Here is a 22,600-nt window from a genome sequence, read left to right as displayed (position 1 = left end):
ATTCCACTTTACTCTTTAGAATCTAATGGTAAAGATGGAACATTATTATCGAACCATTTTTTATAAATTGAAGCATAAGTACCGTCTGCAACAATTTTTTTCAGGCCTTCATTGATGCTATTGCGTAATTCAGTATTACCTTTAGCAACGGCAATACCAAAATATTGCGATTCAAAACTATTATCATAAACTAAATTGAAATCTTTACCGGGATGCATTTTAATATAAAACTTAACCACACCAACATCAGCAACAGCTGCACTTATGCCTTCTTCATAAAGCTCTTGTAGCAATAACGGCGTATTATCAAAACGTTTGATTGCAGTGCTATTCTTACCGAGTACTTTAGAAACAACCACATCAGCCGTACTACCATTAACCACTCCAACAGTATGATTGCTTAAATCAGCAATTGACTTAATTTCAGTTGTTTTTTGAGAAACAATAACTTGCTCAGCCGGAAAATACGGTAATGAAAAATCAACAGAGTTTTTACGCTTTTCAGTTATAGTGATACCTGAAATGATAATATCGCGCTCACCATTATCTAAAGTAGCAAAAATGCCTTCCCATGGCGTATTAATTAATTTGATTTTAAAATTTTGAGCTTCAGCAATCGCTTTAATAAGATCAATATCAAAGCCTTCTAACTGCTTATCGCTATTTTCATACTCAAAAGGACGATATGTTCCCCCTGCTCCAACCACATAAGTCTGCTCACTGGCAAAACTAAATGAAGATGTGAATAATAAAAGAGAAGACAAAATTACAGAAAAAAAAGAATTACGCATACAGATTCCTATCTATAAATAAATATTCGAAACATAATAACTTTTAAGCAAAATATTTCAACAGAATATTTAACTTAATTGGTGATTAATTAATGCTTTTATAGAGGCTAAAAACCCCGCTCCTCAACTTTTTTTGCATTTAAAAAATACACTGATTAATAATTAAATTACTCTTAGAATAAACCATTCATCAAAGAAAAAAATACTCAAACCAAGTTTGAGTATTTTCCCAATATATCTCATCATGTAGATTAACTAAATATTCATTTTTTTAATGAAAAAGGTCAATACCGCTGAGCTTATTAACGCGATCACCATAAATAAGAAGGCGTGGTTGTAGCCTCCGTTGGCGTTGTCGATAAGGAAGCCGATAATGAATGGTGATAATACGCCTGCAACTTGTCCACCAAAGTTGACGATACTTGAGGCTTTGCCCATGATTACCGGCGGAATCATATGCATTAGCATTCCCCAAAAGATAGCAAATGCGATAAACATAAAGAGTGCTGATACGCATTGGAAGACTATAGCCGCCTCAAGATTATCGACTTGGAACATTAAGAAAAGAAATATCCCAGAGATAAAAGCGGTTAAACCATATACATATTTTAATTTTTGTTCGAACTTATCAGCAAAATAGCCACCAACTAAAGTTCCTAACGCACCAAATAAGAATGGGATTGCAGCTAAGATACCGGTTTTGGAGAGCGATAATCCTCTTGCCTCAAGTAAATAACTTGGTAACCAAGTGGTGAATCCCCAAAATGTGATATCAAATAAGAACCAAATTAGCGATAACTTCCAGAGTATTGGCATTTTCAATACATCTATTAACGAAGACGAGCTCTCTTCGACTGAGACATTATCGTTGATTATTTCTAATTCTTGCAGTTCATCAGCACCAATCAGACTATTTTCAGATGGATTATTGCGAATAAACTTATAGATAAAAAAGCCTAATATAAAACCAGGAATACTTAAGATGATAAATACATCGCGCCAACCTAACCATTCAATAATGGCAACTGCCACAATTACAGATATTGCTGGTCCTAATGTATTGACGGAAGATTGAATTGCCGTTGCTCGTCCTCGTTCTTTGGCAGGAAAATAAGTAGCGATAGTTTTCCAAGACGAAGCTGGGAAACAACCTTCACCGGCACCAAACATGAAGCGAGTCAGTAACATTAATGGTAATACATAAATTAGACCGGTAAAAAGCGTAAACATCGACCACCAAATAATGGCAAAAGCCATCACTTTACGCGGACCAAATTTATCTGATAAATAACCACCGGGAATTTGGAACAGTGCATAACCAATAAAAAATGCACTAATAATTGAACCTTGTACAGTTTTATCGATACCAAGATCATGGCCAATAAACGGCAATGAGACATTCATTACCATACGATCAAGAAACGAAAGTAACCAACCTGACCATAATAGTAATAAAATGGTATAACGCCCTTTCCATTTTTTTTGATTATACCCAGAGGTAGGAATTTTAGTATTCAATTTATTCATAAAATTTCCTTAAATAATATCATCCCAATTAACTTAAAGTTAACATTTTTGCTACTATTTTAAATTTACTCTATTTTTAGAGTAATTTGTTGACATTTTGACCAACAAATTACTTCGTTCTAAATTAAAAGCTCAAAAATCCAATGGGTATAATTCCGCTCACTTCAGTGAACTTTTATTATTATTTAATTATTAGCTGTTATAAACGTTCCAGGCAGCTTGTAAACCAGCCCCTTGTACTGTTTTAAAACCAACTCGATTTAACACAGCTTCAAACGCGGTTAATGTTTGCATGACACAAGATTTTCTAGCATTATAGCCCATAGTACCAATACGCCATACATTACCTTTAAGCGGACCGAATGAAGCACCGATTTCAATACCAAAATCATTTAACATTAAATTACGAACTTCAAGGTCATTAATATGTTCCGGACGAACCACACCAACGACATTATTCATTTTATGATCGAGATCGCCAAACAACTCAAGTCCCATAGCTTGTAAACCAGCAACCATTGCAGCCCCATTAACGCGATGACGCTCAATCACGTTATCTAAACCTTCTTGTAACACAATTCGAGCACATTCGCGTGCAGCATAAAGCATTGAGGTCGCTTCAGTGTGGTGGTTGATACGTTCAGAACTCCAGTAACGGATAATCATATCGATATCAAAATAGTTAGAATAGATCATCTCATCTCGGCCACCCGCATCATTTTCAGCACGAATACCCAGTTCAACACATTTACGAGCTTGAATAATTTCGACCATTTTTGGACTTAAAGTAAGAGGAGCAACACCTGGAGGTCCACTTAAACATTTTTGTAAACTCACTGAAACGCCATCAAGTTGCCATTTATCAACTTCAAGTGGGTTACCCACAATCGAAGCAGTTGCATCGACATAAGACAACACACCATGGCGACGACAAATTTCACCAATTTTATCCAATGGTTGCAATAATGTGGTTGAAGTGTCACCTTGCACGCAAAGTAATAGTTTGGGTTTGACTTTTTTGATAGCATCTTCAATAACATTAGGATCAAAAACTTCACCCCATGGCACTTCAATAGTATGCACATCAGCACGACAACGGTGGGCAATTTCACAAAGTAATAAACCAAAACGACCAAATACGGGTACTAATACTTTGTCACCCGGTTTAATTGTTGACACAAGAACGGCTTCAATACCGGCTCTTGCAGTACCATCAATAACAAAAGTTTGCTCATTTTTGGTTTTAAAAATATCTCGATAAAGTGACATAGTCTGATTCATATAATCAGTCATAACTGGGTCAAACTGGCCAATTAAAGGTGCCGCCATCGCTCTAGTGACACGAGGATCAGCATTGATTGGACCTGGTCCCATTAATAGTCGCGTAGGCGGATTAATTTGGTCATATTTATCTAGGTCTAACATTATTTTTTCCTTTATTAATATCGAGTTAATTGTTTGAAGATTACACTAACTCATCTTCTCTTATCTATATTTTTCAAAAAATTATTGGCAATGGGATGATGAAACTTAAACAGATTAACAATTTCATTCATCACTTTGCCCATATGCGATTTTTTCCATGCTAATGACAATGGCGATGGCTTACGTTCATTAACCACTTTACAGGCAATCAATTCACCTGAATCTAAATAAGATTGGCAGATTGATTTGGGTAAAAAACCAATACCTAATCCTCTTAAATGGCAAGCCAACTTAGTGGTAATATTTGGCACAATAATCTCAGATTGGCTAGGTAATAACCAAGCCACTCGTTTATTCATATGCACAGAGGTATCTTCAACATTAATTGCCGGATACTTACGTAAAGTATCATTAGATAACGCCCCATCAATTTGGGTGATCGGATGATTTTTGGCTGCCACAAACACCCAACTTACTTCACCAAGAGGTAGTATATTAATCATCGTATCAAGCGATTCAGTGCCTGTTGCGCCAATCGCTAAATGGCACTCACCATGCAATAACGAATCCCACACTCCCATATAAACTTGTCGATTTATATTGAAAGTAGTAAAAGGGAATTTCTCTTTTAAAAACGTCAACAAATCGGCTACCGCCTCAACATCATAGAGCAGATTATTGATGGTAATATTAATTTTTCGCTCAACACCATCACGAATCTGTTGTAACTCATCAGGCATGGTTGATAACCAAAGCAACCATTGGCTACATTGCTCATAAAGATGTTGCCCTGCCAGCGTTAGTGTCACAGTCCGTGTGGTTCGTTCAAAAAGTTGAGTATTAAGATCGGCTTCCAATGATTTAATACGATAACTAATCGCTGCTGGTGTTTTGTAAAGTAGCTTAGCCGCTTTTGAAAAGCTATTGCTCTCAACTACTTTAATAAAGGTCCGCATGGTTTCTGTATCTAGCACGATTTAATCCCTTAAAACAAAACGATCAATACCTAACCATATACCAAGTAAGAGATCGGATCCAGAGGTGTGACCATAATTCGATAAATTTTTTATTGATGAATGGTGATATTTATGTTGTGCAAATGAATTAATCACTTGTAGCACCAACAACGAAAATTTACCTTGCAGTGCATAAGTCAAAAAACTAGCACTAACAGTTGTGGTTAACAAATGTAATGACAAACGCTCAAAGGCGAATTTAAGCTGTCGAATTTGATTGTCAAAACGGCAATCGCTTGAGATAACCGCCAACATCCCCACGATAATATCATCAAAACTTGGCGTTAAACCCGGTCCTAAGCCAATAAACGGCGTAATATCATCTGCTTTACCATTCATCAAATTAGTCATGGTATTACATAATAATTCGAGTTGATATTGACCCGATAAATTGTCACTTAATTTACCAAATAACCCCGTCGGATTTTCTATCTCTTTCAATAGATTAGCAATTTGTGATTTATTAACTAATGAATGTTTTTTTATATTTAACTGACAAACATGCGTATCAAGTGAAATTAAAAAAATCCCGACTTGCAAATCACCCGTTGCCGATTGATAAATGGATAAATCACTACCTAACGACAAAATATAATCAAAATCAGACGATTTAAGTACAATACCCATGGGCGACAAACCGCTATTATAACGATGTATAGTAATTAATTGCTGATCAGCATTGATTAAATTAATCGTTTGCTGATGAGTACTAAAGTGCGACAACTCACCTGCTTTTATCGGAATATCCGCACTAACTAAAAGTGGTTTGATAATATGAGATGCTTGCGACAAACCACGCTCTTGCAAATAATCAAAAGCGGGGATAGTAAGTCGCTGATTATTTAGCGACTTATTTAAGCATTCATCATCTACATACATCAAACTCATAGCCTATATTTCTAATTTTTTTGCTAATGCCTCGAGTGCTTTTTCAAAACAAGCTAACGGTGCTCTAACTGTACCTGCACCAATTTGGCCCACTCCTGCTTGTTTATGGGCAATACCAGTATTAATTAGTGGCGTGATCCCAGTTTCGACAACTAAACGAAGATCTAACCCTAAACAGCATCCTTGGAAATTCCATGTAGGAATTTGGAATAACATATTATGTTCTAGATAGATTTCACTCATCTCTTCAGATACTTCATATGCAACATCCGTGCCACCGGCACCAACAAAGCGAGTTACCCCTGGCGCTGCAACCATAGCCGCCCCGCCTATACCAAAGGTTTCAGTAATAGCACTATCACCTATATCTGGGTTTGCATCTTTTTGAGAATAGCCAGTAAAGAATAGACCTTGCGGAGTATTAACTGGCGCGGTAAACCACTGATCGCCAAGTCCACTGACTTTAATACCAAATTCTTTACCATTACGTGTCATTGCTGTAACGATAGATCCTTCTTTAATTTGCGCTGCGCTATCCATAATTGATTTACAAAATGCCATAGCAACATTTAAGAAGAACTGATCTGTCACGCTTAAAAAGCTAAAGATTTTCTCCATTTCCGCTTTACTACGATCAAGTAAAATTAATTTTGGTGAAAGCGTTCTTAATAATAGTGCTGAAGCGGCAATATTACGTTGATGGAATTCATCACCCATTGTAATAGCTTGTGCCATCAAAGCGGTTAAATCGATACCATTATCAAACAGTTTTAATGCATCATTCAAGGCGGGCCCTAACGACTCTTTCATCCAACGATGACGGTCTAAAACCTCCTTGCCATAAGCACCAAAACGCATCACTTTACCAATACCTTCATTTAAATTGCAGTAAGCACGATTACCATGGGTAATGTTTTCAACCACAATCATTGGCATATTGGCTGACGTAATCCCCCCCATTGGACCAACGGCATTAACAGAATGACAAGGGATAAATTCTACTTGGCCTGACTCTAACAAATGCAAAGCTTGCTTCTCATCTTGAGCCCAGCCTTCAAACAAGCAAGCACCAATACAAGCACCTTGCATTGGCCCAGTCATATCATGCCAAACAATCGGCGGTCCAGCATGAAGTAATTTTTTACCTTGCGCCAAGGTTGGTACAGCTTCTTTAGCGGATATAACGCCTACCCAATGAGGTCTAGCAGCTTTAATTCGTTCAATAATTTTTTGGTTTGCTTCATTTATTGCAGTACGTAACATATCAAAACCTCTTAATTTAATTTTTGCAAAATAGCCGCTAATTTTTTATTACCGCCGGCTATTGGCGCCCATTGATAATGCACAACAGGAATATTCGATGATTGAAGATCTTCAGCAAAACTTCTTAAACCAGCATTAATCACACTAATATGGCTTAATAAAGGATATGGTTTAATGAAATTATTTGATTTAACCGGTGTAATCAGTTTTTTAGCTAACAAAATAGCTTCCGGTAAATTATTCATTACAACAATATTCGCTGATTCTAACGCTTCAATTTGCTTACTACGACATTGCGGATCTTGCTCTGAACCAGTCACGGTTGCGATAGCTATCAATGGATGATTATCACCTCGTTTAGCACAGGCTTTTTGATAACCTGAAATAACTGACTCAGCCGGATTGGCATTTGCGCCATAGCCAATAACCAAATCAACAAGTAATACACCTACGTCGTGATTTTCACCAAGCTGAGCGATTTTATCTTCGCGAATAGAAGGATCAATCATAGGATGAGGTTTACCTACAGTGTAAAAATCATCACCTAAATCAATAATTTTATGCCCCTGTTGATCTAACATAATCCCTTTATCGTGATGATGACTGGTAGTGAGATTTAATTCCTGAGCAAGCAACATCGCCGCTTCTGAAGCTAAGGTACCGCCAGTATATAACCCTGTAATCGTTTTATTGGCTAAATTAGGCAACTTATTCGCTATCGCTTCAACTGGACTTAATAAACAGGCTAATCGAGCTGCTTCATCTAATGTGCGTGCAAAATAGATATTATCGTCTTGAGGTTTATCGATTTTCGAGCCCAAAAATAAAGCCACCACCGGTTTAGGGATTAACTTCATGGCTGAAATCACTTTTTCCCGCACACTGTCTGCTGGCGGTTTAGAAATAAAGGTAATCACTTGTGTATCAGCATCGGCAGCGAGCATATTTAAGGCAGTAAGCGCACTAATCCCCCCGACTTCAAGCGACAAATCACGCCCACCCAAACCGATAGCTTGCGTAATACCTTGATTCAATAGAGCGATTTGTGAAACCACTTCTTGAATACCCGTACCAGACGCCCCAATTACCCCAATATTCCCTTTAGGAATAACATTAGAAAACGCTAAGGGTGCCCCCGCGATAAAGGCCGTCCCACAATCGGGGCCCATCACAATTAAATCTTTTTTAGACGCTTTAGTTTTTAAACGGATTTCATCTTCGATTGACACATTATCAGAAAAAATCATCACGTTTTTATTATCGTCTAAAGCTTGATCGGCTAGCTCAGCAGCGTACTCCCCAGCAATCGAAATTAACACTAAATTAGCATCAGGTAATTTTTTCGTTGCGCTAGCTAAACGCCTTGCTTTAAGTAGTTTTGCACCACCTTGCTGAGCTTGAGCGATATTTTTTAGTGCATCCTCAAGTTGTTGACTAATCAACTCGACAACATCATTAGAGTCATCTTTGGTTTTAATCGCGACACAAATATCATTTGGCGTTGCATCATTAAAACTATCACTCCAAAAACCTGTTGCGGTTAATAAAGATTTATTGGCAGGAGTACCCATCATGACAGATACTTCATCAACCTCATCAAGATTACTCAGTTTTTTTGATATCAACATCAAACTAACAGAATCTTGAAAGCTTCCCTTTTTTATAAAAGATTGAATCATGAGAATAGGCCCCTCAAATATGATAAGTGCTGTTAACTTTGAACCTCATTAAGCTCATTAAAAAAATCTAATAGTTAGATTATATTTATATATTACGGAAAAAATAAACAATAAGCAGGTTATACATCACAAAACATTAACGATATCAAAAATATAATATTATTTAAAATCAGTATCATAAAAGATTGTTAAAAAATTTTTTATAATAATAACTACTTAATTTAATTAAATTTCACAAATATAAAAAAGCTAGTTTGATCACATTATTATTTGATATTAATAGTATGGTAAACAAAAAAAACATTTAAAATGATCCGTAGTATCGACACGATATGTGCGGTTAACATTAAAAGCAAAATGTTAACGATGATGGAGTTTTAAATAGCAGGTAAATATTTATGAATATTTTATATGATGATGTTGCTAATGCAGTTAAATGGATATCGAGCTTTGGTGGTTTAGAACAAGGCGGAACAACTCGATTACTTTATACTGAACAATGGCTTACTGCCCAAAATGCAATTAAAGAAAAACTCTCACAAATTGGCATGAACACCTATTTTGATGATATTGGTAACTTATATGGTCGATTTGAAGGCAGTAAATATAAAGAACAAGTCATCATGTCTGGCTCGCATGTTGATACCGTTGTTAATGGTGGCAAACTTGACGGCCAGCTTGGCATCATTGCAGCTATGCTTGCCATGAAATACCTAAAAGAGAACTACGGCCAACCATTACGCACCTTAGAACTTATCTCCATGGCAGAAGAAGAAGGCAGTCGCTTTCCTTATGTCTTTTGGGGAAGCAAAAACGTATTTGCCATCGCCAACAATGATGATGTTGCCGATATCGAAGACAACAATGGCATTAAATTTGTCGATGCAATGAACAACTGCGGATTTAAATTTAACACCCAAAAAGCACGCACCGATATCAAAGCCTTTTTAGAGTTACACATTGAACAAGGAGGCGTACTTGAGCGGGAAGAAAAAAGCATAGGGGTTGTAACCAGCATCGTTGGACAACGTCGTTACAACATCCGCTTAATAGGTGAAGCAAATCATGCGGGCACCACACCAATGAGTTACCGTAAAGATGCTATCTACGCTTTTAGCCGAATTTGCAACGAATCCATTAACAAAGCAATTAAAGTGGGTGATCCATTAGTATTAACCTTCGGTCATGTTGAACCAAAACCCAATGTGGTTAACGTCGTTCCGGGGGAAGTGATGTTCACAATAGACTGTCGTCACACTAACCAAGAAGAACTTAAAAGCTTTACCGAAGAGATTGAAGCTGACATGATCCGCATCGCCAAAGAACTGGGCCTTGAGATCGAAATAAATCGTTGGATGGATGAAGCCCCAATTCCAATGGATGACAAACTTATAAAAATGCTCGAAAACATCTGCAACCAAGAAAAACTAAGTTATCGCGTAATGCATAGTGGTGCCGGTCACGACTCACAAATTTTTGCACCACGAGTACCGACCGCCATGTTATTTGTACCAAGCATCAAAGGCATCAGCCACAACCCTGCTGAAGATACTAAAACCGAAGACTTAGTTGAAGGAATAAAAGCATTAACTTATGCCCTTTATCAATTGGCTTATCAAGAATAATAAGGAATTAAAATGACAGAAAAAAAAGGTGGCATACAGTACTGGCATAAAATCGTCGCTTTATTATTCCTCGGTTGGTTAGTGATGTGGATTTATCGCCCCGTATTAGCAGCGATTTTTCCTGAAATTCAACAAACTGTAGGACCACAATCAAATACTGAACTGGGCTTAATTGCTAGCTGTTACTTTTTTTCCTACACCTTAATGCAAATTCCAGCTGGGATCTTAGTTGACAAATATGGTAAAAAAGCCGTCGTGATTCCTGGCTTCATACTCTTTACCATTGCCGCTATCATGATTGGTAATGCACACTCAATGATGATGATCTATATTGGTAGCTTACTGGCGGGTCTTGGCTGTGGCTCTTACTATGGTTCGGCTTGGTCACTATCAGCCGAAAACATTCCAGCTGAAAATCGTAGCTTCGCCTCTGCCATTATCAACACTGGCGCGGCGTTAGGTATGGGTGTTTGCTTATTATCCACTAGCTTCCTAGTTAAAGCGTTGGATATGCCATGGCAATATATGCTCTATATTATTGCGGCTCTAACACTCTGCTTAATTGCTGGATTTGCAATTATCATTAAAGAGCCATCGATTAAAAGCGTCATCACCCAAAAACAGAAAACGGAAACGGCGCCGAAAGAAAAACATAACTTTTTTAGTAGCCCAATGGTTGCTTGTTACATTATGTACTTTGCAACATGCTATGGCTATTACATGGTGGTAAGCTGGTTACCCAACTTTCTTGAAACTGAACGAGGCTTTACTGGCGGAAGCATTGGCTCTGCATCATCTTTAGTCGCATTCGCCGCTATTCCTGGCGCACTTGTCATCAGTAAAATCTCGGATAAATTTCGTGCTAAACGACTATTTTTTATTATCGTATTAGAACTGCTTTCAGCCGGAACACTATTCATGGCTGTCCAATCATCCACCATCACCTTATTACTGATGGGATTAATCCTCTATGGATTATTTGGCAAGTTTGTTGTTGAACCGATTCTAATATCTCACGTGGCTGAAATTGCCCCAAAAAGCAGTTACGGCACAGCATTTGGTGTATTTAACTTCTTTGGCATGAGCTCATCAGTGATAGCACCACCATTAACTGGATTATTAGCGGACATAACAGGAACCAAAATTACGGGGTTCTATGTAGCTATTGCAATCTTAGTTATTGCAACAGCATTATTCTTTTTAATTAATTTGCGTAAACACATAACCAACTGATTCACGCAAAAGCATCGACTATTTATCGATATTTGATAAATAGTCGAAAAAAGTAGTACTCACGGCAAACCTTGCCTAAATCTAAAGCATATGTTCCAAGGAGATCATTATGGGATATATCAATAACAACATCGGCTACCCAAAAGACCTATTAGCGTCCCGTGCGATAATCAAACGTCATAATTTTGCCTTAATACCGCCTGATGGCTTAGTTAAAAATATCATTCCCGGTTTTGAAAATTGTGACATCACCATCTTAGCCACACCTAAACTAGGGGCATCGTTTGTCGATTACCTTGTTACCATGCACCAAGGTGGTCAAAACTTACAAGGATTTGGGGATGATGATATTGAAGTATTTGCCTATGTGATAGAGGGTGACGTCAACGCAAAAGCCAATGACCAATCACACCGTTTACAAACTGGTGGCTACATCTACTGCCCCGCTGGGGTTAAACTCTATTTACAAAATATGACCACTTCATCACGTTTATTCCTGTACAAACGTCGCTACAACCCTATTTCAGGTTATCAAACACGTGTGATTGCCAATCATATTCAACAACTAGAGCGCATGAATTATGAAAATATGGATAACGTATTTATACAAGACCTTCTACCCAAAGAACTCGGTTTTGATATGAACTTCCATATTCTTACCTTCCTACCGGGTGCAAGTCATGGCTATATCGAAACCCATGTACAAGAACATGGCGCCTACTTACTTAGTGGTGAAGGTATGTACCTACTTGATAACCACTGGATACCGGTTAAAAAAGACGACTACATCTTTATGGGAGCCTATGCCCTACAAGCGTGTTACGCTGTTGGCCAACAACCACTGAGTTATATCTACTCAAAAGATTGTCATCGGGATGTGGACATCTAAACAAAAATAAAGGACACCGTATGGAACTAATAGTTATTGCATTAGGTGGTAATGCGATTTCAAAACGAAATGAATTACTCTCTATTGACAACCAATACCAAAACATCAACAGCACGACCCAATTTATTGCCAAATTAGCCAATAAATATCGACTTGTTATTGTTCACGGCAATGGACCACAAGTTGGATTACTTGCCCTACAAAATGCCAGCTACCCAAGCGTACCCGCCTACCCGCTCGATGTCCTTGTTGCTCAAACACAAGGCATGTTAGGGTATATGATACAGCGAAGCTTACAGCAATATGTCAACCAAGTTACCTGCGTATTAACACAAGTCGAAGTAGACAGCAACGACCCATCATTCAAAGATCCAACCAAATTTATAGGTCCGGTATATCAACCTGAAGAACAACAAAAACTACAAGCCCAATATGGTTGGCAATTTAAACAAGATGGCAAATACCTAAGACGCGTTGTTGCATCCCCAAAACCGAAAAAAATTATCGAACTTAATACCATCAAAGAGCTAATTAACCAAGATACCATCGTCATCTGCAATGGTGGGGGCGGAATTCCCGTAATAAAAGATAAATCGGGTTATCAAGGTATCGAGGCGGTTATCGACAAAGATCATAGCGCTGCCCAACTGGCAATCGAACTAAAGGCTGACCACTTGATGATATTAACCGATACTGACGCCGTATATGAAAACTGGGGCACACCTGAGCAAACCGCTCTAGGCAAAGTTGATACCAAACGAATACAACCAATGGCAATCGATGATGGTGCTATGGGACCAAAAATCAAATCCGTTATTGAATTTGTCGAACAAACTGGCAATACCGCCTATATTGGCAACTTAACAGATATCGAATCGCTATTAGCACAAACAAAAGGCACTATCATCACCAAATAGCGACTATAGATAGGAGTGATAAAATGAGACTAGACAGACAAACACTACACAACTTAATTGCCAAAAAACTACATAAAGCTGGATTAACTCAAGAGCACGCCGATATTGCTGCCGATACGCTTTCATTTGCCGATGCACGAGGCATCCACTCGCATGGCGCCGTACGAGTTGAATATTATGCTGAACGCATTGCAAAAGGAGGCATGACTCACTCCCCCAATGTCACCTATAAAGAAACCGGTCCATCATCAGCAATATTAGATTTTGATAACGGATGCGGATTAGTTGCCGCTAAAGTTGGTATGGACAAAGCCATAGAAATGGCGAAGAAAAATGGCGTTGCCGTAGTCGGAATTCGTCGAATGTCACATAGTGGCTCGCTTTGTTACTTTACCGAAATGGCAGCTAAACAAAACTTAGTCGCCATATCCATGTGCCAATCTGACCCAATGGCGGTTCCATATGGTGGCGCGGAAGAATTTTTTGGAACCAACCCAATCGCATTTGCAGCACCAACGAACGACGAACGGATTGTCTCATTTGACATGGCAACCACTGTCCAAGCTTGGGGAAAAGTCTTATACGCCAGATCAAAAGGCGCCTCCATTCCACCAACATGGGCGGTTGATGAACATGGTGAACCAACAACCGATCCCCACAAAGTAAATGCCCTACTACCAATAGCCGATGCCAAAGGTTATGGTCTAATGATGATGGTCGATGTACTTTCAGGCATATTACTTGGCTTACCATTTGGTAAAAACGTTTCATCAATGTATGCGGATCTATCCCAAGGTCGCAACCTTGGTCATCTGCATATTGTAATCAACCCACAATACTTTGTTGGACTCGATATCTTTAAACAAACCATGTCAGCTATGCTTGACCAACTAAAACAAACCAAACCAGCCAAAGGCAATAGTGAAATCTTCTTTCCAGGCGAAAGAAGCAAAAAACGTGAAGCCGATTACTTAAAAAATGGCATAGAGATAGTTGATGATATCTATAATTATTTAATTAGTGATGATATTCATTACAATCGTTATGATCATAAAAATAAATTTGCCGAATAATATCAAGGTTTCAAAAACCCCGCTCCTCAACTTTTTTAAACATCTTAAAAAATCCGCCTCAAATGAGGCGGATGTCTTATCGCTTTAAAATAACAATATTTCTTTTATAGCCACAGTAATAATTTGAACCCAAAATTTTTAGGGAATAAATGCTATTTTTCTATATATATTCTCAAAATAAGAACAAAAAGCTAAGGTTTTGAAGAGCAAAGCCCATAGCGTCTTTTGTCGTTGTTTGAACTCACACTCCCAAAGTCCGATGACACGATAAACGGATAGCTACCATTTAAGTCGCCAGTCCAGTACCAGTAGTTTATAAAGCCAACGTTTAAGTACTTGTCCATATAGCCCCATTCCGTAAAAAAACCTGCCCCAATTTGACGCTGGTAACTATTATTAGATGATGAAGGGGTAGCACCGACTGAACCTTGACAGGCTGTGCCAGAACTACTACCTTGGCAAGATGCATTGGTTAAATCTTTTACCTTAGGCATATCATAACCAATATTATTACACCAAGATAATGTATTAGGATAAGTTGCAAACACATCACCACGGTTGACGAACCACTGTTTTAAAACGAATCCATATTTAACAACGACGTTACCATTATTGCCTCTACCTACTAATTCAAAGGTTTGAGGTAAATTAGGTTTAGAAATACGGCCAGGATTGTCAGAACTATGCTGAGATAAACTTGCGGCTGGACCAGTTAATGTAACACGAACGCCTTTCCTTGATGAGTTTGTCATTGTCGCAGTTATACCACCATGAGAAACTGTCGCCCATGACAATACCTCTTGAATACCTCTAACATCTAAATCAAAGTACAAACCATGAGCACCTGTAGTCGGAAAATTTAAATGGTAAGATGATGAAACAAATGACTGAGGAATAAATCCCCCTGATAATGTGTTTTTATCCCATATAGAATCTGGACCAGCAAAAGTTGTACTTCCGCTCAGGTTAGGTCTAGCAAAACAAACCACAGAAAATGAAGCCTTAGGCTTAACGAAATACTCGACATAACTCTTTTGAAAAGTACGACGATTAGGAACCCCATAGCGTGTTGCTAATTGACCACCAGTACTGCTTAATTTAATTCGATAAGGCGCCTTACAAATATCAAGCACAGTATCACGTGATACTTGTTTATCATTTTTATCATAAATAGATAACATTAAATAACCATGAGCAGAAATATCACCATCACCATCATCATCGCCCCAATAATTATAAGGCGGAGAAATAAGTTCCTTGAAGGCAATTGAACTACTACCAGTTGGCACTAGCATGTTAATATCAGCAAAACTTTGACCTGCAATAGGTAGCTCTATTGACGTAGTCGATGAAGTATTGGTTAAAGGGGTAAATTGAGTCCCATCAGATAAAGATATCCCAAACAGACCTTCACTATCAATAATACGAGTGAGACCACCGTCGAAAGAAAAATACGGCGCACTACCATTGATAGCATTAGACGTTTTAGATGTTAATGCATGGCTAGAGAAAGAAATAGGAAATAAAAGAACCACTGTTAACTCTAAAAAGATCTGCTGGGATAAATTGGATCGAAATAAGGATCGAAAAAAAGATTGCGTGAAAATTCGCAGAATTCTGGATAATTGTGTGAAAAAATAAGACCTACTGTAAGATAAATGCTGGAAACTAAACTTAGGCGAATTTAAATTATAGGTTGGCCAAGTTGCCTGTTGCCTGTTGCCTGTTGGAAATTATAATACATATTCGACAATCCTGTCAAGTAATTTTTTGATTTATTTACATTTTTACACTTATTGCCAAATTTTAGCCTTATAGCTAAAACCTTTTAAAAGTATAGTGATTGGAAAAACACGATGCAACACTTTTTTTCGCTCATTTACGTTAACTTTTGTAAATAGGATCTAAAAAGGATCTAAATTATAACTGATTAACTATTGTTTTAATTAAATATATTATAATTACAAATCTTTAAAATTAGAGCAATTGATCCTGAAAATTTTATTTTAGGGCTTAAAACAAGAATTTTGATCATTTAATAATTTTTAAGTGAAATTTAGAACCCCAAAAACCCCGCTCCTCAACTTTTTTTGCGATAGAAACTGCAAAAATAAACCCGCGGGTAATTCAAGCGTCGCTTAGCCACAAAATCGCTTTTTTTATGGCTAAACGACATTGACTCTTAGCTTACTTTTAATCACTTAATACTATTTTTCCTCACCCCCAACCCCGACCTAAGGATTAAGGACGAAGAAATAAATACTAAGGATAAACACAAAGCCCAGGTTCGTTGCCGCCTTCGTAGTTATTATTTATATCACCGCCTTCTGCGCGCACGACAAACCTGCGACTATAATAATCATACAGATTACTAGTCCAGTACCAATAGCGGCTGTTGAAGCCAGCGCCTGAGTAATCGGTCATACGACCCCACTCAGTTAAAAAGCCAGAACCTATATGACGCCTATAATGATTACGAAGTGAGGCAGGTTCGGCGCCGATTGAACCACGACAGTTATTATAGTTGGCGTCTGACGGACAAGATGCATTGGTTAAATCCTTTATCTTAGGAAGACGATAACCAATACTATTACACCAAGATAATGTATTAGAATAAGTGTAATAGTTAGTACCTCGGTGGACGAACCACTGCTTCAAAGTAAAACCATATTTAACAACTGGATTACCATTATTATCACGGCCGACCAACTCGAAAGTCTGAGGCAAAGTAGGTTTAGAAATAGGACTAGGACTGTCTGAATTATGCTGGGATTCGGCAGCATAAGGACCAGTTAAAGTAACGCGTACGCTTGTAGCAGTAGAATTAGACATTGTGACTGTGATACCACCCAGAGAAACTGGAGACCAAAACAATGGCTGACTACTACCACTAATATCTAAATCAAAGTACAATCCATTAGCGCCAGTTGTAGGAAAGTTTCTACCGTAAAGTGACGGATCAGTTGACTGAGGGATAAAACCCTTAGCAGGGTCCCACATCGAAGGCCAACCAGCATAATCACCTCCACCAAGATTTAAAGCCGGTCTAGTAAATTTGACACAAACTGAGGAACCAGGCTTTGGATTGACGTAATAAGTCACATTACGGGCACTGAAAGTACTACGATTAGGAAAACCGTAACGAGTTGCTAATGTGCCATTGGTACTGGATAATGTTACACGATAGGGTGCAGAATCATTACATGTTGTTAACACAGTATCACGTGACACTGGTTGTCCTCTTCTATTGACGATAGATAAACTTAAAGAACCAGTAGCAGTAACGTCAGCATCACCATCATCATCTCCCCAATAATTATTAGGAGGACCGATAAGAGAACTCAAAGCGACTGAATTTGTATTAGTTGGGACGAACATACGAATATCAGCAAAACTCTGACCCTCAACCGGCAAGGTGATAGGTCTTGAAGAAGATGAAGTATTGGTTGAAGGTGTATATGTAGTTCCGTTAGATAGCGTAATCCCAAGCAGACCGTTAGCATCGACCGCACGTGTACGACCACCGTCGAAAGTCAGATAAGGCGGAGTACCCTGTATCTGATTTGCTGTTGTCTGTGATGTCAATGCGTGACCAGAAAAAGGAAGGAAAAAGGCCACGAAAAAAACAATCTGCCGGGATAATTTGGGAAATGATCGAAAACAGGATCTGAAAGAGGATCCGGAAAACGACCGGAAAAAGGATCGGAAAAAAGATCGAGAAGAGGATCGCGGAAGCGATCGCGCGAAAATTCGCAGAATTTCACTTGATTGCGTGAAAAAATAAGTTTTAGTGAAAAATTTAAACTGAGTGCTGGACTTAGACGAATTTAAAAGATAGGTTGGCCAGGTTGCCTGTTGCCTGTTGCCTGTTGAAAATTATAATGCATTTTGGACTACCCTGTCAAGTAATTTTTTGATTTATTTGTAATTTTATACTTTTATATCAAATTTTAGCCTTGTAACTAAAACCGTGTAAAAAGTATAGTGATTGGAAAAACACGATGCAACACTTTTTTTCACTCATTTACGTTAGCTTTTGTAAATAGGATCTAAAAATGATCTAACCGACATTTGATTAACTTATGTTTTAATTAAAGATATTGCAATTACAAATCTTTGAAATTATAGCGATTGATCCTCAAAAATTTTATTTTAGGGCTTTGAATTAGAAATTTAGTGATTTGGATCATTTAATAATTTTTAAGTGAAATTTAGAACTTCAAAAACCCCGCTCCTCAACTTTTTTTGCGATAAAATCGCCTCAAAAATAAACCCGCCGAGGCGGGTAATTCAAACATCGCTTAGCCGCAAAATCGCTTTTTATGGCTAAACGACGTTGACTCGTTGAGTCAGCTTACTTTTAATCACTTAATACTATTTTTTATCACTCCAACCCCCGCCCTAAGGATTAAGGACGAAGGAATAAAAACTAAGAGGAGCAAAGTGTGGAGTTTTCGTAGAAGTTCCAACGCACGTAACCGTCTTTTATGCCCACGGAAAAGTGTTCATCACCACGCAGGTCACTAGTCCAGTACCAAACGTAGTAGTTGTTGAAGCCAGCGCCTGAATAATCAGGCATACGACCCCACTCAGCTAAAAAACCAGAACCTATATGACGCATAAAATAATTACCCCGTGAGGAAGGGGTGGCACTAGGTACGACTGCATCTGTACGAACTGCATTGGTTAAATCCTCTACGCGAGGCAGACGATGACCAATACTATTACACCAAGATAAAGCAGAAGAATAATTTCTCCTCGCAGGACTGTTGAAGAACCACTGCTTCAAAGTAAAACCATATTTGACGACAGGAGCACCATTAGTATCACGACCGACCAACTCGAAAGTCTGAGGCAAAGAAAGACTAGCGCTAGGACCAGTTAAAGTAACACGAACGTTTGTAGCTGTAGGATTAGACATTGTGACTGTGATACCACCCAGAGAAACAGGAGACCAAGACAATGGCTGACTTACACCTCTAATGAGTAAATCAAAGTACAGCCCATTAGCGCCAGTTGTAGGAAAGTTTTGACCGTAATAGCGAGGGTCTGTTTTTTGTGTGAGAAAACCATTAACATGGTGCCACATTGAAGACGAACTCGAAGTCGACCTGGCCAAACTACCTGGTTTTGCAAAACAAACAGCAGGACCAGTCGGATTTACGTAATAAGTCACACTACTTTCACGGAAAGTACTACGATTAGGAAATCCGTAACGAGTAGATAATGTACCGTCAGTACTGGATAACGTAACCTTATAAGGTGCCTTACAAATCTCTGGCACGGTACTACGTGATACCGTTTGACCGCTTTTATCGACGATAGATAAACTTAAAGAACCAGTAACAGTAACGTCACTATCACCATCATCATCCCCCCAATAATTATTAGGAGGACCAATAAGAGAACTCAAAGCGACTGAATTAGTATTAGTTGGGACGAACATACGAATATCAGCAAAACTCTGACCCTCAACCGGCAAGACGATTGGGGTTGTAGATGAAGTATTATTAGAAGGCGTGTAATTAGCTCCGTTAGATAGCGTAATCCCAAGCAGACCGTTAGCATCGACCGCACGTGTACGACCACCGTCGAAAGTCAGATAAGGTGCACTACCCTGTATCGCATTCCTAGTTGTCTGTGAAGTTAATGCATGACTGGAAAAAGGAAGGAAAAGAGCCACAAAAAAAACAATCTGCCGGGATAATTTGGGAAAGGATCGAAAACAGGATCCGAAAAAGGATCGCGGAAGCGATCGCGCGAAATTTCGCAGAATTTCACTTGATTGCGTGGAAAAATAAGTTTTAGTGAAAAATTTAAACTGGGTGCTGGACTTAGACGAATTTAAAAGATAGGTTTGGCAGGTTGGCTGTTGGCTGTTGGCTGTTGAAAATTATAATGCATTTTAGACTATCCTGTCAAGTAATTTTTTGATTAATTTACAATTTTATACTTTTCTGTCAAATTTTAGCCTATTAGCTAAAACCGTGTAAAAAGTATAGTGATTGGAAAAACACGATGCAACACTTTTTTTCGCTCATTTACGTTAACTTTTGTAAATAAGATCTAAAAATGATCTAAGCTATAACTGATTAACTATTGTTTTAATTGAATATATCGCAGTTACAAATCTTTGAAATTAGAGCAATTGATCCTCAAAAATTTTATTTTAGGGCTTTGGATTAGAAATTTAGTGATTTTGATATTTTAATAATTTTTTAAGTGAAATTGAGAACCTCAAAAACTCCGTTCCTCAACTTTTTTGATGGAAAAACACGATAACTAAAGAGTGCCATATTTAGAGCGGAATTATTTATTTGAGGCAACATTGCAAAACAAAATTTTGAATCCCAAAAACCCCGCTCCTCAACTTTTTTTGCGATAAAATCGCCTCAAAAATAAACCCGCCGAGGCGGGTAATTCAAACATCGCTTAGCCGCAAAATCGCTTTTTATGGCTAAACGACGTTGACTCCTTGAGTCAGCTTACTTTTAATCACCTAATACTATTTTTTATCACTCCCACCCCCGGCCTAAGGATTAAGGACGAAGAAATAAAAACTAAGGATGGGAGCAAAGGCAGTAGTAGCCGTAGTTGCGCTGGGGAAAACTCACGTCACCGTTGTATGTTCTCACGAGAGCCGAGCCTCTAACATCCGTGCGACTAGCCCAGTACCAACCGAAGATATTGCTTCCAGACATTCTACCCCACTCAGTGAAAAAGCCTGAACCAATTCTACGCTGGTAATAATTACCACGTGAGAACGGGGTAGCGCCTAAACGACGATAATTTGAATTTGTTAAATCGTTTACGCGAGGCATTCGATAACCAATACTATTACACCAAGATAAAATATCAGAAGGATCGTTAGTGAAATAACTATTTCGGTTGACGAACCACTGCTTCAAAGTAAAACCATATTTAACAATTGGATTACCATTATTGTCACGACCGACCAACTCGAATGTCTGAGGCAAAGTAGGTTTAGAAATAGGACCAGGACTGTCTGAACTATGCTGGGATAGGGTAGCGTAAGGACCACTTAAAGTAACGCGTACGCTTGTAGCAGTAGGATTAGACATAGTAGCAGTGATACCTCCATGGGAAACAGGAGACCAAGACAATGGCTGACTAACACCTCTAATATCTAAGTCAAAGTACAATCCATTAGCACCAGTTGTAGGGAAGTTTCTACCGTAAGATGATGGGGCAGTTGACTGAGGAATAAAACCATTATCCGGGTCCCACATCGAAGCTGGGCCAGCATATTGACCTGAAGCGTAAGTCAAATCAGGTCTGGCAAAACAAACCACAGGCGAAGCCTTAGGATTGACGTAATAAGTCACATTACTAGCATTGAAAGTACTACGATTAGGAACGCCATAACGAGTAGATAATGTACCGTTAGTACTAGATAACTTAATCCTATAAGGTGCCTTACAAATCTCTGGCACGGTACTACGTGATACCGTTTGACCGCTTTTATCGACGATAGATAAACTTAAAGAACCTGTAGCAGTAACGTCACTATCACCATCATCATCCCCCCAATAATTATTAGGAGGACCGATAAGTGTACTTAAAGAAACTGAATTAGTAACAGTAGGAACGAACATACTTATATCAACAAAACTCTGACCCTCAACGGGCAAGGAGATTGGGGTTGTAGATGAAGTATTATTAGAAGGCGTGTAATTAGCTCCGTTAGATAGTGTAATCCCAAGCAGACCATTAGTATCAACTGCACGTGTACGACCACCGTCGAAAGTCAGATAAGGTGGAGTACCCTGTATCTGATTTGCTGTTGTCTGTGATGTCAATGCGTGACCAGAAAAAGGAAGGAAAAAGACCACGAAAAAAACAATCTGCCGGGATAATTCGGAAAAGGATCGAAAACTGGATCCGGAAAACGATCGAAAAAAAGATCGAGAAGAGGATCGCGGAAGCGATCGCGCGAAAATTCGCAGAATTTCACTTGATTGCGTGGAAAAATAAGTTTCAGTGAAAAATTTAAACTGGGTGCTGGACTTAGACGAATTTAAAAGATAGGTTGGCCAGGTTGCCTGTTGCCTGTTGCCTGTTGAAAATTATAATGCATTTTGGACTACCTTGTCAAGTAATTTTTTGATTTATTTGTAATTTTATACTTTTATATCAAATTTTAGCCTCGTAGCTAAAACCGTGTAAAAAGTATAGTGATTGGAAAAACACGATGCAACACTTTTTTTCGCTCATTTGTGTTAACTTTTGTAAATTGGATCTAAAAATAATCTA

General features: G+C 38.4%; 16 protein-coding genes. 5 read left to right on the top strand and 11 right to left on the bottom strand.

The features are described 5' to 3' along the window. Window positions 1–8 precede the first annotated feature (8 nt). The 7 genes from A9G07_RS03110 to fdrA all read right to left on the bottom strand — a co-directional run bounded on the left by A9G07_RS03110 (window position 9) and on the right by fdrA (window position 8,589). The gene (locus tag A9G07_RS03110) at window positions 9–791 is read right to left on the bottom strand and encodes a basic amino acid ABC transporter substrate-binding protein (RefSeq protein WP_065733980.1); all 783 of its coding nucleotides are present in this window, start codon (window positions 789–791) and stop codon (window positions 9–11) included. A gap of 255 nt (window positions 792–1,046) precedes the next feature. Next, window positions 1,047–2,318, bottom strand: a complete 1,272-nt coding sequence (locus tag A9G07_RS03105) for an MFS transporter (RefSeq protein ID WP_065733979.1) — start codon at window positions 2,316–2,318, stop codon at window positions 1,047–1,049. 192 nt (window positions 2,319–2,510) lie between these two features. Continuing rightward, complete coding sequence (locus A9G07_RS03100; RefSeq protein ID WP_065562977.1) at window positions 2,511–3,743, bottom strand: pyridoxal-phosphate-dependent aminotransferase family protein; 1,233 nt, start codon at window positions 3,741–3,743, stop codon at window positions 2,511–2,513. 50 nt (window positions 3,744–3,793) lie between these two features. Continuing rightward, window positions 3,794–4,717, bottom strand: coding sequence for an HTH-type transcriptional activator AllS (allS, locus tag A9G07_RS03095; RefSeq protein ID WP_065562976.1), 924 nt, complete (start codon window positions 4,715–4,717; stop codon window positions 3,794–3,796). A gap of 3 nt (window positions 4,718–4,720) precedes the next feature. Next, entirely contained in the window at window positions 4,721–5,647 is a 927-nt protein-coding gene (locus A9G07_RS03090) for a DUF2877 domain-containing protein (RefSeq protein WP_081303329.1), read from the bottom strand. 3 nt (window positions 5,648–5,650) lie between these two features. After that, on the bottom strand, window positions 5,651–6,910 hold the full coding sequence (locus A9G07_RS03085; RefSeq protein WP_065733977.1) for a DUF1116 domain-containing protein: 1,260 nt from the start codon (window positions 6,908–6,910) through the stop codon (window positions 5,651–5,653). An 11-nt stretch (window positions 6,911–6,921) separates the two neighbouring features. Further along, window positions 6,922–8,589, bottom strand: a complete 1,668-nt coding sequence (gene fdrA / locus A9G07_RS03080) for an acyl-CoA synthetase FdrA (protein ID WP_065562973.1) — start codon at window positions 8,587–8,589, stop codon at window positions 6,922–6,924. Window positions 8,590–8,987: 398 nt separating this feature from the next. Here fdrA and allC point away from each other — a divergent pair, with 398 nt between their 5' ends. The 5 genes from allC to allD all read left to right on the top strand — a co-directional run bounded on the left by allC (window position 8,988) and on the right by allD (window position 14,326). Further along, window positions 8,988–10,214 (top strand): allantoate deiminase, encoded by a 1,227-nt coding sequence (gene allC / locus A9G07_RS03075; protein WP_065562616.1) that lies wholly within the window; start codon window positions 8,988–8,990, stop codon window positions 10,212–10,214. A 12-nt stretch (window positions 10,215–10,226) separates the two neighbouring features. After that, window positions 10,227–11,447, top strand: coding sequence for an MFS transporter (locus A9G07_RS03070; protein ID WP_065733976.1), 1,221 nt, complete (start codon window positions 10,227–10,229; stop codon window positions 11,445–11,447). A 109-nt stretch (window positions 11,448–11,556) separates the two neighbouring features. Beyond that, on the top strand, window positions 11,557–12,336 hold the full coding sequence (gene allE, locus A9G07_RS03065) for a (S)-ureidoglycine aminohydrolase (RefSeq protein ID WP_065733975.1): 780 nt from the start codon (window positions 11,557–11,559) through the stop codon (window positions 12,334–12,336). Window positions 12,337–12,356: 20 nt separating this feature from the next. Beyond that, window positions 12,357–13,253, top strand: a complete 897-nt coding sequence (locus A9G07_RS03060; RefSeq protein ID WP_065733974.1) for a carbamate kinase — start codon at window positions 12,357–12,359, stop codon at window positions 13,251–13,253. 23 nt (window positions 13,254–13,276) lie between these two features. After that, a complete protein-coding gene (allD, locus tag A9G07_RS03055) occupies window positions 13,277–14,326 on the top strand; it encodes an ureidoglycolate dehydrogenase (RefSeq protein ID WP_065733973.1) in 1,050 nt (349 codons plus the stop codon). 191 nt (window positions 14,327–14,517) lie between these two features. Here the strand turns inward: allD and A9G07_RS03050 are convergent, their stop codons facing one another. From A9G07_RS03050 to A9G07_RS03035, 4 genes are all read right to left on the bottom strand, one after another. Then, entirely contained in the window at window positions 14,518–15,861 is a 1,344-nt protein-coding gene (locus A9G07_RS03050) for a hypothetical protein (protein ID WP_065733972.1), read from the bottom strand. Window positions 15,862–16,588: 727 nt separating this feature from the next. Next, a complete protein-coding gene (locus A9G07_RS03045) occupies window positions 16,589–17,944 on the bottom strand; it encodes a hypothetical protein (protein ID WP_065733971.1) in 1,356 nt (451 codons plus the stop codon). Window positions 17,945–18,755: 811 nt separating this feature from the next. Then, window positions 18,756–20,009, bottom strand: coding sequence for a hypothetical protein (locus A9G07_RS03040; RefSeq protein ID WP_065733970.1), 1,254 nt, complete (start codon window positions 20,007–20,009; stop codon window positions 18,756–18,758). An 877-nt stretch (window positions 20,010–20,886) separates the two neighbouring features. Then, entirely contained in the window at window positions 20,887–22,179 is a 1,293-nt protein-coding gene (locus tag A9G07_RS03035) for a hypothetical protein (protein WP_141677461.1), read from the bottom strand. Between the last annotated feature and the right edge of the window lie 421 nt (window positions 22,180–22,600).

Origin of the sequence: Gilliamella sp. wkB72, assembly GCF_001693745.1 — a bacterium.
GTDB classification, from domain to species: Bacteria; Pseudomonadota; Gammaproteobacteria; order Enterobacterales; family Orbaceae; genus Gilliamella; species Gilliamella apicola_E.
The sequence above is the reverse complement of the archived record's forward strand: the minus strand, read 5'-3'. Positions and strand labels throughout refer to the sequence as shown.

Bases quoted from the DNA above. Each gene is read 5' to 3' on its own strand.
- allC (WP_065562616.1), top strand. From the start codon at position 8,988: ATGAATATTTTATATGATGATGTTGCTAATGCAGTTAAATGGATATCG.
- fdrA (WP_065562973.1), bottom strand. From the start codon at position 8,589: ATGATTCAATCTTTTATAAAAAAGGGAAGCTTTCAAGATTCTGTTAGT.
- A9G07_RS03105 (WP_065733979.1), bottom strand. From the start codon at position 2,318: ATGAATAAATTGAATACTAAAATTCCTACCTCTGGGTATAATCAAAAA.
- allD (WP_065733973.1), top strand. From the start codon at position 13,277: ATGAGACTAGACAGACAAACACTACACAACTTAATTGCCAAAAAACTA.
- A9G07_RS03060 (WP_065733974.1), top strand. From the start codon at position 12,357: ATGGAACTAATAGTTATTGCATTAGGTGGTAATGCGATTTCAAAACGA.
- A9G07_RS03070 (WP_065733976.1), top strand. From the start codon at position 10,227: ATGACAGAAAAAAAAGGTGGCATACAGTACTGGCATAAAATCGTCGCT.
- A9G07_RS03110 (WP_065733980.1), bottom strand. From the start codon at position 791: ATGCGTAATTCTTTTTTTTCTGTAATTTTGTCTTCTCTTTTATTATTC.
- A9G07_RS03100 (WP_065562977.1), bottom strand. From the start codon at position 3,743: ATGTTAGACCTAGATAAATATGACCAAATTAATCCGCCTACGCGACTA.
- A9G07_RS03085 (WP_065733977.1), bottom strand. From the start codon at position 6,910: ATGTTACGTACTGCAATAAATGAAGCAAACCAAAAAATTATTGAACGA.
- A9G07_RS03090 (WP_081303329.1), bottom strand. From the start codon at position 5,647: ATGAGTTTGATGTATGTAGATGATGAATGCTTAAATAAGTCGCTAAAT.
- allE (WP_065733975.1), top strand. From the start codon at position 11,557: ATGGGATATATCAATAACAACATCGGCTACCCAAAAGACCTATTAGCG.